Source organism: Bradyrhizobium sp. INPA03-11B (assembly GCF_040446015.1).
GTDB lineage: Bacteria > Pseudomonadota > Alphaproteobacteria > Rhizobiales > Xanthobacteraceae > Bradyrhizobium > Bradyrhizobium macuxiense_A.
This window is the reverse complement of the sequence record NZ_JASGSR010000001.1, coordinates 81,846-94,887: the sequence shown is the minus strand read 5'-3', so window position 1 is coordinate 94,887 and position 13,042 is coordinate 81,846. Positions and strand designations below refer to the sequence as shown.

At 63.4% G+C, this 13,042-nt stretch carries 13 protein-coding genes; 3 read left to right on the top strand and 10 right to left on the bottom strand.

All coding sequences use genetic code 11. The annotated features are described in order from the left end of the window. The first annotated feature begins 16 nt into the window (after positions 1-16). On the top strand, positions 17-1,738 hold the full coding sequence (locus QMZ05_RS00500) for a metallophosphoesterase (RefSeq protein ID WP_353698979.1): 1,722 nt from the start codon (positions 17-19) through the stop codon (positions 1,736-1,738). Here the strand turns inward: QMZ05_RS00500 and QMZ05_RS00495 are convergent. From QMZ05_RS00495 to QMZ05_RS00465, 7 genes are all read right to left on the bottom strand, one after another. Then, positions 1,735-2,772, bottom strand: a complete 1,038-nt coding sequence (locus QMZ05_RS00495; protein ID WP_353698978.1) for an AI-2E family transporter — start codon at positions 2,770-2,772, stop codon at positions 1,735-1,737. The genes QMZ05_RS00500 and QMZ05_RS00495 overlap by 4 nt on opposite strands. Before the next feature lie 58 nt (positions 2,773-2,830). Continuing rightward, positions 2,831-3,844, bottom strand: coding sequence for an oligopeptide/dipeptide ABC transporter ATP-binding protein (locus QMZ05_RS00490; RefSeq protein WP_353698977.1), 1,014 nt, complete (start codon positions 3,842-3,844; stop codon positions 2,831-2,833). Beyond that, positions 3,837-4,817, bottom strand: a complete 981-nt coding sequence (locus tag QMZ05_RS00485; RefSeq protein WP_353698976.1) for an ABC transporter ATP-binding protein — start codon at positions 4,815-4,817, stop codon at positions 3,837-3,839. Before QMZ05_RS00485 ends, QMZ05_RS00490 begins: the two co-directional genes overlap by 8 nt. After that, a complete protein-coding gene (locus QMZ05_RS00480; RefSeq protein ID WP_353699082.1) occupies positions 4,814-5,635 on the bottom strand; it encodes an ABC transporter permease in 822 nt (273 codons plus the stop codon). The genes QMZ05_RS00485 and QMZ05_RS00480 overlap by 4 nt, the downstream gene beginning before the upstream one ends. A gap of 62 nt (positions 5,636-5,697) precedes the next feature. Continuing rightward, entirely contained in the window at positions 5,698-6,633 is a 936-nt protein-coding gene (locus QMZ05_RS00475; protein WP_353698975.1) for an ABC transporter permease, read from the bottom strand. Between the two features lie 52 nt (positions 6,634-6,685). After that, entirely contained in the window at positions 6,686-8,278 is a 1,593-nt protein-coding gene (locus QMZ05_RS00470; RefSeq protein WP_353698974.1) for an ABC transporter substrate-binding protein, read from the bottom strand. 302 nt (positions 8,279-8,580) lie between these two features. Then, complete coding sequence (locus QMZ05_RS00465; RefSeq protein ID WP_146987553.1) at positions 8,581-9,045, bottom strand: GNAT family N-acetyltransferase; 465 nt, start codon at positions 9,043-9,045, stop codon at positions 8,581-8,583. Positions 9,046-9,432: 387 nt separating this feature from the next. Between QMZ05_RS00465 and QMZ05_RS00460 the strand changes: the two genes are divergently transcribed. Next, positions 9,433-10,080, top strand: coding sequence for an invasion associated locus B family protein (locus QMZ05_RS00460; RefSeq protein ID WP_353698973.1), 648 nt, complete (start codon positions 9,433-9,435; stop codon positions 10,078-10,080). A 49-nt stretch (positions 10,081-10,129) separates the two neighbouring features. On the opposite strand, the gene QMZ05_RS00455 is transcribed toward QMZ05_RS00460, so the two are convergent. Next, complete coding sequence (locus QMZ05_RS00455; RefSeq protein ID WP_353698972.1) at positions 10,130-10,603, bottom strand: hypothetical protein; 474 nt, start codon at positions 10,601-10,603, stop codon at positions 10,130-10,132. Between the two features lie 43 nt (positions 10,604-10,646). Beyond that, a complete protein-coding gene (locus tag QMZ05_RS00450; protein ID WP_353698971.1) occupies positions 10,647-11,093 on the bottom strand; it encodes a hypothetical protein in 447 nt (148 codons plus the stop codon). On the opposite strand from QMZ05_RS00450, the gene QMZ05_RS00445 reads away from it, so the two are divergent. Next, entirely contained in the window at positions 11,086-12,018 is a 933-nt protein-coding gene (locus tag QMZ05_RS00445) for a LysR family transcriptional regulator (RefSeq protein WP_353698970.1), read from the top strand. The genes QMZ05_RS00450 and QMZ05_RS00445 overlap by 8 nt on opposite strands. 204 nt (positions 12,019-12,222) lie before the next feature. Here QMZ05_RS00445 and QMZ05_RS00440 read toward each other — a convergent pair whose 3' ends face one another. Further along, positions 12,223-13,017, bottom strand: coding sequence for a class II aldolase/adducin family protein (locus tag QMZ05_RS00440; protein ID WP_021080321.1), 795 nt, complete (start codon positions 13,015-13,017; stop codon positions 12,223-12,225). Positions 13,018-13,042 lie beyond the last annotated feature (25 nt).

Genomic DNA, 13,042 nt, shown 5'->3' with positions numbered 1-13,042 from the left:
ACGGAGGAACGTCGGCGTGCTGCTTGATCCCCGCGATGGCGACTTTGAGGACAATGCCGCCAGTCCCGAACAGCGTTCGTTGTTCGCGATCGTGGGCAGCCTTCTGGTTGAGATAAGCCCGGCGAAGCTGTTATTCGCCTGGACGGTTTCACTTCTGCTTCCGGGCCTGCTGCTCGGCCTTGCGCCGCTGGTCGCGTCCGCCTGGATCTCGAGCCTTTCGCAACAAGTTCTGGCGTTGTCCGAAGTGGGGGCCGTGCTGGCGTTGGTTGTGATCGTAGCGTTAGGGTGGCTCGGCGGGCGACCGCTGTTTCAAATCGCAGAAACAAACTTCTGGTCATTGAACGCGCTCGCGGTGCAACCGAGCTACACCTTCACACGTGAGGCGCTGGGCCATCTGGCGGAACTGCTCTGGCGAACCGGCACAACTCCTCCTTCTCGCATAAGGCTGCGCCGCAATTGTTCGATCGGCGCCGGCATGCTGCTCTCTGCAGGTGCGGCATTGATCGCGGTCCTGTCCTGGCCTGCTTCGCAATGGACTGCGACCGTCAATGACCTTGTTCTGATCCATCGTCTTGTGGTGCCGACGTTCGCGAACGCCGTGGTGCTGGTGTCCAGCTATCTTGCGGTCGCATCACTGGCCTGGAGTGTGGCCGACGCCAGCATGGATCAACCGGCCGACCTTGCCGCCTTCGACGCGACGCCGCTCGGAGGCCGCTGTTGGCGCCTTGCGCATTTGTCGGATCTTCACGTGGTCGGCGAGCGATACGGCTTCCGCATCGAAAGCGGGACGGCCGGTCCGCGGGGAAACCAGCGCTTCCATCGCGTGCTGGCTCGCCTCGCCGAAATTCACGCCGTCGATCCACTCGACCATGTGCTGATCAGCGGCGATATGACGGATGCCGGCCGGCCCGGCGAATGGGCGGAATTTCTCGATGCATTGGCGGGCCATCCTGAGCTTGCAGCACGCGTGATCATGCTTCCGGGCAATCATGACGTTAACGTCGTGGATCGCGCCAATCCCGCGCGCCTCGACCTGCCGTTCAGCCCAGGCAAGCGGCTACGGCAGATGCGTACCCTGTCGGCGATTGCGGCCGTCCAGGGCGATCGCGTGCGTGTCATCGACGATTCCGGCAAACCATCGGCTACGCTGAACCAGGCGCTGGCACCTTACCAAGACCGGATAGTGCAATTTGCGCAGCACGGGGGCGTGCGCCGTGCAGTGGCGGTCCGCGGCTTGTTCGATGATCAATTCCCGATGATCCTGCCGCCGGACCGGGATGGCGGCCTCGGGATCGCCATTCTCAACTCCAACGCAGAAACCCACTTTTCCTTCACCAACGCGCTCGGTTTGGTTTCGGAAGCGCAAACGCGGCGATTGGAGGCTGCAATCCGTCATTTCCCGACGGCATGCTGGATCATCGCGCTGCATCATCACTTGATGGAGTATCCGATGCCGGTCAAGACGTTTGCCGAACGCATCGGGACGGCCCTGATCAACGGCAGTTGGTTTGTACGCAGGCTGCAAAAGTTTTCCGATCGCTCGGTCGTGATGCACGGTCACCGGCATATCGATTGGATCGGTACATGCGGTGCGTCGAAGATCGTCTCGGCCCCGTCGCCGGTGATGGGGGCGGCCGATGATGCGGTCACTCATATCTATATCCACAGAATGGTGGTCGGGCCGGACCGGAAGCTCTGCCTCGCCGAGCCCGAGCGGGTGGAAATTGCCGGAAGCTAAGACGTTTCCGGCTCTTCTCCGTGCGTTCCGCCGAACAAATCAGCGATCCATGCGGCCGACGGACTCTCGGCACAGAAGGTCAGAATAGCGAGCGTGATCGGCACGCCGATGAAAGTCCCGAACAGGCCCCAAAGCGAACTCCAGAAGAAGATCGCAAACAGCACCAGGAACGGCGAGATCGACAACGTCGAGCCGGCCACCCGCGGTTCGATATAGCTGCCGACCACGAACTGGATGACGTTGAGACAGGCGAACACACCAAACACCGCTGGCCAACTCTCGAACTGCGTCATGGCCAGCAGCGTGGGGAACAATGTCGCGATGAAGGGGCCGATGAAAGGAATGTAGTTGAGGACAAAGGCGATGACGCCCCATTCGAACGCGAATGGTAGTCCGGTCACGGCGGCGAACAGGCCGACCAGGAGACCCGTGACCGCGCTCATCTGCGTCCGCACCAGCATATATTTGCGAAACTTGGCGGCTGTGGCCTTGCTGCCCTTGAGCAAGACGCGCGCGGCTGTGCGATTCTCCAGTCGCTGGATTCGTCGACCAGCGTCTTCGACCTCGAGAAGTCCCAGCACGACATAGACCAGCACGATGAGCCAGAAACTCAACGTGGTGTTGACGCGGCCGGTGACGTATTGCGTGACGCGCAGCAGCCAGCCGACATTGAAATGCTCCGCCCAAAGGCCTGCAAACGAGACGCCGTGGCCGTCCAGCCATATCACCGCGGCGTCGTAGAAGGCTTGATATCGCACCGCATCCGCAAGCAAGGAGCGCCCGACACGACCGAATCCCCACGCCGCGAGCGAGGCAAATGCGATGCAGGCGGTGGTCGTAACGACGACGGTGATGGCGAGCGCGAGGAGTTTCGGCAGCCACGACTGCAGCCGTTCCTGAACGGGCCAGACGATCGCGATGATGAACAGCGCGGCCGCAAGCGGGGCCAGCACGCTGCGCGCCTGAGCCACCGCCGCGGTGACCAGTACTGCGGCAATGATGCCGGTCGTGATCTTTAACCCGCCTGTCACCATCCGGCGACCTTAGTGGAAAACGCGCCCCGCAGGCAAATGCGGCGCTCGAGCGCACCATTCAGCTTGGAAGCTGACCGGCAATCTCGTCGGCTCGCCAGCACCGGACCGCGTGCCCGTCCGGACGCGTTTCAAGCGAAGGCCCGGGCTCGCGACGGCACACCGCTTCGGCGTAACGACAGCGCGGACTGAATGCGCATCCGTCCGGCGGATCGAGCGGATTGGGGAGCTCGCCCCTTGCCGTCGCCAGCGGCGCGCGGCGTAGCGGATCGGGAATCGCGGCGATCAGAGTTTGCGTATAGGGGTGTGCCGGCCGTTCGAAGATGTCGCGCCAGCCGCCCGTCTCCACGATGCGGCCGAGATACATCACCGCGACCCTGTCGCTCATGTGCTCGACCACGCCGAGGTCGTGGCTGATCATGATGTAGGAGAGGCCGAGGCTCTCCTTCAATTCCAGCAGCAGGTTGATGATCTGGGCGCGGATCGAGACATCGAGCGCCGATACCGGTTCGTCGCAGATGACGATCTTCGGATTGAGGATCAGCGCGCGGGCGATGCCGATGCGCTGGCGCTGGCCGCCCGAGAATTCATGCGGGTAGCGGCCGGCCTGTTCGGGCCGCAGGCCGACATGCCTGAGCATCTCGGCAACGCGCCCGTCGATCTCGCTCTGGGCCGTCACGCCATGCAGGCGCAGCGGGTCTTCAAGCGTGCGACGAACGGTCTGGCGTGGATTGAGCGAGGCGTAGGGATCCTGAAACACCATCTGGGCGATGCGGGCCAATCGCTTTCGATCGACCGACCGCCGCTCCGTCACGACGTGCCCGTCCAGCACGATCCTGCCCCGCGTCGGCGTCAGCAGCCCAAGCAGCGAAAGGGCGACGGTCGACTTGCCGCAACCGGATTCGCCGACGAGACCGAGGCACTCACCGCGCTTGAGCTCGAGATCGATGCCGTCGACCGCGCGCAGCAGCCGATGGCCGCCGCCGAGCAGGCCTCCGCCAAGCGGAAAATGCACCGCGAGATCCTCCACGCTGAGGATGACGTCGTCGCCAGGCCTCACCGCGGGGTCAAGCATGATGGTGGCACCTGACGAGGCCGCCTGCACCGAGCCATGTCGTCTCCGGTACGGTGGTCCGGCAGATCTCGGTCGCCTGCGCGCAACGCGGATTGAATCGGCAGCCGCTCGGGAGATCCGCGATCGCGGGTACGACGCCGGCGATCTCCCTGAGCCGCGACCGGCCAAGCGCCGCGCGGCTCCCCAGCCGTGGCAGCGAGTCGACCAGACCTTGCGTGTAAGGATGCGCGCCGGCGCGGAAGATGTCGTCCGAGCGGCGTTCCTCGACGATGCGGCCGGCGTACATCACGCCGACGCGGCGGCAGACGTTGGCGACCAGGCCCAGATCGTGGCTGATCATCAGGATCGCGGTGCCTCGCTCGGCGCACAGGTTGCGCATCAGCTCGATGATCTCCGCCTGCACCGTCACGTCGAGCGCGGTGGTCGGCTCGTCGGCGATCAGAAGATCCGGATCGCATGCCAGCGCGATGGCGATCATCACGCGCTGGCGCATGCCGCCCGAGAGCTGATGCGGATAGTCCTTCACCCGCCGCTCCGGCGCGGGGACGCGGACATTCGCCAGCGCCTCGACGGCCAGCTGGTTTGCCTCGCGCCAGCTCTTGCCTTTGTGCAGCACAAACATTTCCGCGATCTGCCGGCCAACCGGCGAGACCGGATTGAGCGCCGTCATCGGCTCCTGGAAGATCATTGCGATCCGGTTGCCGCGCAGCGCGCGTTGCTCGGCCGCTGAAAGTCCCTGGATCTCGCGGCCTTCGAAGCGGATGGCGCCGGCGGCGATCGAGAGCGGCCGGCGCAGCAGGCCGATCAGGGCAAGCGCCGTAATGCTCTTGCCGCAGCCGGACTCGCCGACAAGGCCGAATGTCTCGCCCCGATCGATGCGGAATGAAACGCCCTCGACCGCTGCAACACGTTTGGCGCCATCGTCGAGATCGATGCGCAGATCCTCGACTTCGATCAGCGGAGCGGCCGTCATGTGCGCCGGCTCCGCGACTGGGGATCGAGCACGTCGCGCAAGCCGTCGCCCAGCAAATTGAGGCCGAGCACGGTCAGGAATATCGCAAGGCCCGGGAAGACCGACAGCCATGGCGCCGTGGTGATCTGGTCGCGCGCCTCCGACAGCATGCTGCCCCAGCTGGGATAGGGTGGACGGATGCCGAGGCCGAGGAACGAGAGCGAGGCTTCGGCCAGCACCGCACCGCCCATGCCGAGCGTGCCGATGACGATGATGGGGCCGATCATGTTCGGCAGCAATTGCGTGATCATGATGCGCAGATCTCCGTAGCCGAGCACTCTCGCAGCTTGCACATAGCCTTGGCTCTTGAGCGACAGCGTCGAGGCCCGCGCGATCCGGCAGGTGAAGGACCAGTTGGTCAATCCGAGCGCGATCAGCAGGCTGGTCAGGCCGGGTCCAAGCACCGCCATGATGGCGAGTGCGAAGATCAGCGAGGGGATCGCCAGCATGACATTGGTCAGCCCGTTGACGACATCGTCCCACCAGCCGCCCCAATAGCCCGCGGTCAAGCCCAGCGTCACGCCGATGACGCTGTTGACGAGCTGCGAGACGATGCCGACGGTCAGCGAGATGCGCGCGCCGTGCACGACGCGGGAATAGATATCGCGGCCCTGCGCATCGGTGCCGAACCACCAGATCCAGCTCGGTGGCTCTTCCGCATTCATGAGGTTGGCGCCCATGACCGGATCGGTATGTGCCAGCCAAGGCGCGAACAGGCCGACGAAGATCGCAAGCGCGAACAGCATCCCGCCGATGATCGCGCTGGTGCCAAGCTTCATCGCAGCCGCCCCGACGTGACGCACGGTCCATCGTACACAGGTGTGGTGAAACCGACGTCCACTCATGCGTATCTGATCCTTGGATCGATCACACCGTAGAGCAGGTCGACAAATGTATTGACGGTGAGGAAGAACAGCACCACGACAAGAATGGTGCCTTGAACGGCCGGAATGTCGCGCTGCAGGACGCTGTCGACCAGCAGCGAGCCGATGCCCGGCCAGGAGAACAGTTTCTCGACGACGACCGCTTGGCCCATCACGACGCCGAATTGCAGGCCGATCGCGGTGAGAATGATGACGAGGGCATTGCGCATCACGTGCCAGGTCACGACCCGGGTCTCGCTCATGCCCTTCGAGCGCGCGGTGCGGACAAAATCCGCGGTCATGATCTCGAGCACCGCCGCACGCGTCGTCCGCGCCAGCAGCGCCATCGGCGAGACGCCGAGCGTCACGGCAGGCAGCAGCAGATATTTGAGCCCGCCATCGCCATAGCCGAAGCTCGGCAGCCAGCCGAGCTTCAATGCGAACAGATACATCAGCAATAGCCCGAGCCAGAACTTGGCCATTGAAAGGCCGGACACCGCCAGCACCATCGAGATCGTGTCGACGATGCTGCCCGGCCTCAGCGCGGCGACGAAGCCGAGCGGTACGCCGACCGCAACCGCGAATGCCAGGGCCGCGAAGATCAATTGCAGCGTCGGCCACATTCGTTTGGCGATCATGGTCGTGACCGGCTCGCGGGTCCGGAACGAGGTGCCGAAATCACCGGTCGCGAGCTTGGCGATATAGGAGCCGAAGCGCACGTAAACCGGATCGTCGAGGCCGAGCTGCTTCTTCATGCGTTCCACGACCTGCGGATCGGTCGGGCCGCGGCCGTCGTCGCCCATGCTCGACACGATGCTGCCCGGGACGACGCTGAACAGCACAAAGATCAGCATCACGACGGCCAGCACGGTCGGAATGGTTTGCAGGACTCGACGGATCGCGAAGGAGAGCATTGGACGTTTTCCTCACTCCCTCCATCATGTCTCGTGATGGAGGGAGCACCTGTCACTTCGCGGGCGAGGTCTCGTCGACCCAGAGGTCCTCGACATTCTGGTGGGTCAGTTCGGTTGCGTCCAGCTGAATTCCCTTGAGCCAGGGCTGCACCGCCATGACCGCCTTGTTGTAGTTGAAGAACCAGACCGGTGCTTCGTCACGGAGCAGCGCATTGGCCCTTTGCAGCAGTTGCACGCGCTTGGCGGCGTCGTCAGCCTGCCCGGCTTCATCGATCACCTTGTCGAACTCGGCGTTCTTGAAGTTCGTGTAGTTGCAGGCCGATTGCGGCGTCGCCGAGTGGAAGCATTTGAGCGCGGCCTGCGGATCCGGGCCGGTCGCCTGGGAATAGATGAAGGCCTGGAAGTCGCCCTTGCGAATGACCTCCGCCAGCACCGCGGTCTCGACCTGCTTCACCTTCACCTTGATGCCGACCTTGTCCAGCATCGGGATCGCGGCCTCGACGATCGGCAGGCCCCAGCTCTCATTCTGGCTGGTGGTCCATTCGAATTCGAAGCCCGAGGGATAACCCGCTTCCGCGAGCAATTGCTTCGCCTTCGCGGGATCATAGGGGTAGGGCTTCATCGTCTTGTCGTAAGCTGGCGAGGTCAGAGGCAGCCAGCTCGTGGCGCGATAGGCCTTGCCCTTGACCAGCTTGTTGATGATCAGATCGGCATCGATCGCGTAGTTGATGGCCTGGCGAACCCGCTTGTCGGAGAATGGCTTGAAGGCGGGATTCATCCCCACATAGCGCGTGAAGACCTCGGCGACCTCGACGATGGTGCCCTTGAGGTCGGGGTCGGCCTGATAGGCGACATACTGTGCAGGCCCCAGCACCGAGGTGTCGATCTCCTTGTTGCGGAAGGCGACATCGCGCGCTGCGGCTTCGCCCATCAGCGAGATGACAAGCCTATCGGCGTATGGCTTGCCGGGCTTGTAGAACCGGTCCCAGCGTTCCAGCACGATACGCGATCCCGGCACGTGCTCGACGAACTTGAACGGACCGAGGCCGATCGGCTTCTGGATGAAGCTCTCCTTCGCGCCCTCGTCGGCGGGATAGATCGAGGTCAGCGCGGTGAAGAAGTAGAAGGCGGGATCGACTTTTTCGGTCAGCTTCATTTCGAGGGTGAAGTCGTCGATCTTTTTCAGGCCGGAGATTTCCTTGGCCTGGCCCTTCTCGACCTCGGCCGCGCCCTCGATGATGCGGACGAAGCGCGCGCCGGGATAGGCCTTGGTGCCGTCCATGATGCGATTGTAGGACCAGATGATGTCGTCCGCCGTCATCTTGCGGCCGTTGTGGAAATAGGCGTCGTCGCGCAGCTTGAAGGTATGAACGAGACCTCCGCCCGAGACGACGACCTCCTTGGCAAGTTCCAGAACCGGCTTGCCCTCGGTGGAATCCCAGATATAGAGCGAGCGGTGCAGGGCTTTGGCGTAGATCTCGTCCTGGGCGCGTGGTGTCGTGTGGATGTCCATGCTGGTGAAGCTGGAGCCGTAGGGCGCCGTCATGCGAATCGTCCCGCCCTTGCGCGGTGTCTGGGCCACCGCCGCCGTGGCGGCGAGTGCGAGCCCTAGGCCGGCCGCGACCGCAATCAACTTGAACTTCATGTTTCCCCCAATGATGCAGGAACATTCCGATCAGCGAGTTGACCATCGGCGGCATGTGAAGCGCAAGGTCCTCATGTCGTGTCGATGGCGACCGGCACCAAATAATTGTGCCGCCTCGATGCGAGGAGCGGGATCACCGCAGCGCGTGGCGTGCATCTGCGATGCGGTGGCATCGGGCGCAGCGCAACTTTTGCTTGTATGCAAGCGATTGCGATTGAACGGGTTTCGGGTTCCGTCCTGGATAGGCCAAGGCAGGGTTCGAAGGCAGGCTTCTATCGGTCGAGCGAAGCGCAAACTGCTGTCTACAGCAGTCCCCGATAGATGCCCGGAGCGGAGCCTTCGATGGCCACGGCGCCGACGGCCTTCGCATAGAAGTCTGCCGGCCCGACACCACCGATGATGGCGTAGCCGAAGCCCTGGTGCTTCATGTCCTCGAGACAGGCGAACAGCAGCGCCTTGCCTATGCCGCCCTGCTGGGCCTTCGGCGCGACGCCGGTCGGACCGAAGAAGTTGCGGCAGGCCGCGTCGTGGCAGGCGAATCCCAGAATCTTCTTTTGCTGGATCGCGATGAAGCAGGAGACCGGTTCGCGGCTGAACGCGACCTCGGTTTCGCTGGCCCATGCCTCGCTGAAGGTCTCCCGTACCCAGGCTGTGACCTTGTGCTTTTCGGGGGCGAGCGCGCGGCGCATGACAATTCCGGCCTGCTGCAATCGATCGTAGGCGGGCCGGGAATCGGGCAGGGCATAGAGCTTGACGAGCATGTCCATCCGGCGACCTTAAGGCATGATCCGGAAAAGTGCGAAGCGGTTTTACGAGAAGATCATGCCTAAACGAGAACCTAAAGCGCGATGACGGTTCGAGCTGATCTCATCGCGCCCTTGTAAGAAACACGCCGCAGGCAAATCGTGCTGGATGGGCATCACTGCGCTCCACCCATGCTGCGTCATTTCCGCCGTTGCCTGCTCGAGGCCCTGACTTCACGCGCGATGGCTCAAAAATACCCGCCGCAGAATGCAACAATCGCAACAGTCACGCTGACGGCGATAATCTCTTGCATGTCCGAGGTTCTCCAAGTAGATGTGTCTCGTCTACGTGGGAAATTTGCCCACGCAAAGCAAAATCGGCTTCGAGGCGTGATGAGACGGGGTGAATGCATGGTGAGGGTCAGTGCAGTGAGGATCAGTGCAGCAGACAGGCGTCTTCGGGTAATCGTCGCTCTCGCCATCGTGGCCGGCATCGGCTCGGCGCACGCCGCCCGAACGCCCGATATGTCGGACGCCGGCGGAGGGACCGTCTCTGTTCCGATCGACACGCGGAGCCAGACATCCGCGATGGATAGCGCGGTCCACCCCGTCCAGCTTCCCAAGGGCGCGTCCGCGATCAGTGAGACCTACGGAGACTGGATCGTCAAATGTCAGCTCGATGGTGGCGTAAGGCTGTGCACCCTCAGTCAGACACAGACCTCCAAGGAGACCAACCAGCAAGTCTTCGCCATCGAACTGCTGCCACGGAACGGAAAGGCCGAAGGCAACATGTTGATGCCATTTGGGCTCAAGCTCGACGCCGGGGCCGTCGTCAAGCTTGACGGCAAGGACCTGGAGCAGACCCGCTTCTCCACCTGCACCGCGCAAGGCTGTCTGCTTCCGGTGTCCTTTCCCACTGTCGTGACCGACACGATGAGCAAGGCCAAGACGCTCACCGTCGCCGCGCAGAACATCAACACCGGGCAGGCGGTTGTCTTCAATGTCCCGCTCAACGGCTTCGCCGCGGCGTTGGAGCGCACCATTCAACTTGGCAGCTGACCGGCGCGGTGCGAGCACGGCCTGCGCGAGGCCGCAAGGCTATTCGAACTCAGGCGGCGAACCGATCGCCATCATTCGCCGCAGCATTGCGGGCCTCCATCGCCGTGACGGAGTTTTCGAACGCCTTCACCAGCACGCCTCGGCCGACGGTGCGGAGCACGAGGCCGAGGATCCATCCCCTGAGGTTCTTGCCGTCGCGCACCACGACCACGTCGATATCGGTGGTGCCGTCGGGCCGGCGCGTGAAGTTGTAGGTGTGGCCGGACGCGCCGCCCCACACATTGGAGTCGATCGTCGTCAGGACGATGTGATCGGGGTCGGACCAATCGTAGTACAAGCGCTCCCAGATGCCGCCCGAGCCTTCCGTCACGTCGGCGTCCGAGAGGCCGCGATCATGCACCTTAAGATAGGCCTCGGCACTGTTGCCAAAGAGTTTGGAGCGGCCCGGGCCGAAGTCGGTGAGACCGGCTACGTACTGCTCGGGCGTCAGGCTCGTCGTTCGATGAAGGCGGATCGTAGACATCTGGAGTTCCTGCAGAAGTGACGGAAACACGGCGGTGTCGGAACTAATTGGAGACTGGGCCTGATGTCCGGACGGTCAGGCCGTCGCCGTTTCGGCTGATCTCCAGTGCGCCTGCCTGGTTCGGCGTCGAGAGCAGGGCGCGCTGGCCGGGTGCCAGCACCGATACGAAGCGGATCGGCGTCCCGGCCGCGCCCTGCGCCAGCGTGGTCACGACACGATATCCGTTGGGTTCGACGGTGTAGTAGACGACGCCCGACAGGTCGCCGACACGAACACTTTGACCTTCGATCGGCCTGAGCGTGCTTGCGTGCGCGGCTCCCAGCGAGGCCAGGCTGAAGGCGGCGGCTAGAATTGTGCTGCGGATCGACATGGGATCCTCCGTTGGCTTGAGGTGGATTTGGGCGGCGGGCGGTGGCCCGTCCGCTCCCTTGCCGGAGGACATGGTCAGGCTATGATCATCGATCAAACAGATGGGATCGATAATGGTCATCGATATTGCTAATTTAGGTCGTATAGACTTGAATCTGCTGGTTCATCTTGATGCGTTGCTGACCGAACGGAGCGTAACCAGGGCGGCGGCTTGCGTCGGGATTGGCCAGTCCGCGATGAGCCACAACCTTGCCCGCTTGCGCGAGCTGTTCGGTGACGAGCTGCTGACGCGTGGGGCCGACGGCATGCGTCTCACTCCGCGCGCCGCGACCTTGCGTGAGCCGGTGCGGAGCGCGCTGGCGCAGGTCGAGGCGGTGGTGCTGCGCGATCAGGCCTTCGATCCGGCCACAGCGGTGCGGACGTTCAGGCTCGGACTATCCGACAGCATGGAGATCCTGATCATGCCGGCTTTGCTGGCGCGCATGCGCGCGATCGCACCTGGCGTTCACTTGCGGCTTTACAATGTTGATTCGTCCCGGCTGCTCGATGACCTCGACGCCGATGAGCTGGATCTCGCAGTCGCCCATGGGCCGCTCCCGCAGGGACAATTCCATCACAAGCGGCGCACGCTGTTGACCGAGCGCTTCGTGTGCATGTTCAATGCCGAGAAGACCGGGATCACGCCTCCGATCTCGCTCGAGGATTACGTCCGGCTTCCGCATGTGCTGACCAGCCTGCGGCCTGCCCGCAGCGTGCGCGGCATCGTTGACGAAGCGCTCGACAAGCTCGGTCTGCAGCGCACGGTTGCGCTGACCACGCCGCGTTTCCTCACCGTCCCGCATCTGGTGGCGCAGGCGCCCGTCATCGTCACGATGGGATCGCGGCTGGCCACGCGCTTCTCCGCTGAGCTCGGGCTCAGCCTCAGCCCGCCGCCGGTGGAGCTGAACGAGATGCCGGCGACGTTGTTGTGGCACGCCTCCTACGATCACGATCCGGCCCATGCCTGGTTGCGAAACCAGGTGGTCCAGCTGGCAGCCGAACTGTGAGCTGGCGCGGCGATGTCGCGAGAGGGCGGGCGTATGACGCACTGGCCGCGCAACATCAGCGTCGTCCCTGCGAACGCAGGGGACCCATAACCACGAAATGACTATTGTTGATCGATGTCGGAACGACTAATCCCGTTCACGACGCTCTCCGCTGCGTATGGGTCCCTGCTTTCGCAGGGACGACACCGGTGTTGGGGTAGCGCCTCAATCCCGGTACGACGGATCCGCCCGGTCGAGCTTGCGCAGCAGCGCCGGCCAGGCGAGTTCGCCGTTGCGCGCGGCGCGGCCCGGCTTGGGCAGCATCCGCTCATAGGTGTCTTCGAGGATGTTCTGCGGCGGATAGATCAGCTTAGTGTTGCAGGACAGCGCCATCACCTGGGTCTGGCAAGCGCGCTCGAGGCGGAACAGCACGTTGAAGGCGGCGGGCACGGTGCGGCCGACCACCAGCAGGCCGTGGTTGCGCAGGATCATCGCTTCGTTGTCGCCGAGGTCGCGGACCAGCCGCTCGCGCTCGTCGACATTGTCGGCGATGCCTTCGAAGTCGTGATAGGCGATGTGCAGGAAGCGCATCGAGGTCTGCGCCAGCGGCAGCAGGCCGCATTCCATTGCTGAGACCGCCATGCCGGCCGGTGTATGGGTGTGCGCGACGCAGTCCATGTCATGCTTGGCCATGTGGATGGCGCTGTGAATGACGAAGCCGGCGACGTTGACGTCATAGTCGGTTGCGTTGAGCAGCGTGTTGCCCTCGACGTCGACCTTGATCAGGCTGGAGGCATCGATCTCCTCATAGAGCATGCCGTAGGCGTTGATCAGGAACTGGTCGGTGGTGCCGGGTACGCGGCAGGAGATGTGGTTCGCGATCATTTCGGTCATGCCGTACATCGCGGTGAGACGATAGCAGGCGGCAAGATCGACGCGGGCCTGCCACTCCTCGGCGCTCACCTGCTCGCGAACGGATTTCACGACCTTGATCGCGGGCGAGCTGACGGGGGGATTCATGGCGTTCTCTCCTTGAGATGTCTGC

Bases quoted from the DNA above. Each gene is read 5' to 3' on its own strand.
- QMZ05_RS00490 (WP_353698977.1), bottom strand. From the start codon at position 3,844: ATGCTTGACCCCGCGGTGAGGCCTGGCGACGACGTCATCCTCAGCGTG.
- QMZ05_RS00460 (WP_353698973.1), top strand. From the start codon at position 9,433: ATGGTGAGGGTCAGTGCAGTGAGGATCAGTGCAGCAGACAGGCGTCTT.
- QMZ05_RS00495 (WP_353698978.1), bottom strand. From the start codon at position 2,772: ATGGTGACAGGCGGGTTAAAGATCACGACCGGCATCATTGCCGCAGTA.
- QMZ05_RS00445 (WP_353698970.1), top strand. From the start codon at position 11,086: ATGGTCATCGATATTGCTAATTTAGGTCGTATAGACTTGAATCTGCTG.
- QMZ05_RS00455 (WP_353698972.1), bottom strand. From the start codon at position 10,603: ATGTCTACGATCCGCCTTCATCGAACGACGAGCCTGACGCCCGAGCAG.
- QMZ05_RS00485 (WP_353698976.1), bottom strand. From the start codon at position 4,817: ATGACGGCCGCTCCGCTGATCGAAGTCGAGGATCTGCGCATCGATCTC.
- QMZ05_RS00475 (WP_353698975.1), bottom strand. From the start codon at position 6,633: ATGCTCTCCTTCGCGATCCGTCGAGTCCTGCAAACCATTCCGACCGTG.
- QMZ05_RS00480 (WP_353699082.1), bottom strand. From the start codon at position 5,635: ATGAAGCTTGGCACCAGCGCGATCATCGGCGGGATGCTGTTCGCGCTT.
- QMZ05_RS00450 (WP_353698971.1), bottom strand. From the start codon at position 11,093: ATGACCATTATCGATCCCATCTGTTTGATCGATGATCATAGCCTGACC.
- QMZ05_RS00440 (WP_021080321.1), bottom strand. From the start codon at position 13,017: ATGAATCCCCCCGTCAGCTCGCCCGCGATCAAGGTCGTGAAATCCGTT.
- QMZ05_RS00470 (WP_353698974.1), bottom strand. From the start codon at position 8,278: ATGAAGTTCAAGTTGATTGCGGTCGCGGCCGGCCTAGGGCTCGCACTC.
- QMZ05_RS00465 (WP_146987553.1), bottom strand. From the start codon at position 9,045: ATGGACATGCTCGTCAAGCTCTATGCCCTGCCCGATTCCCGGCCCGCC.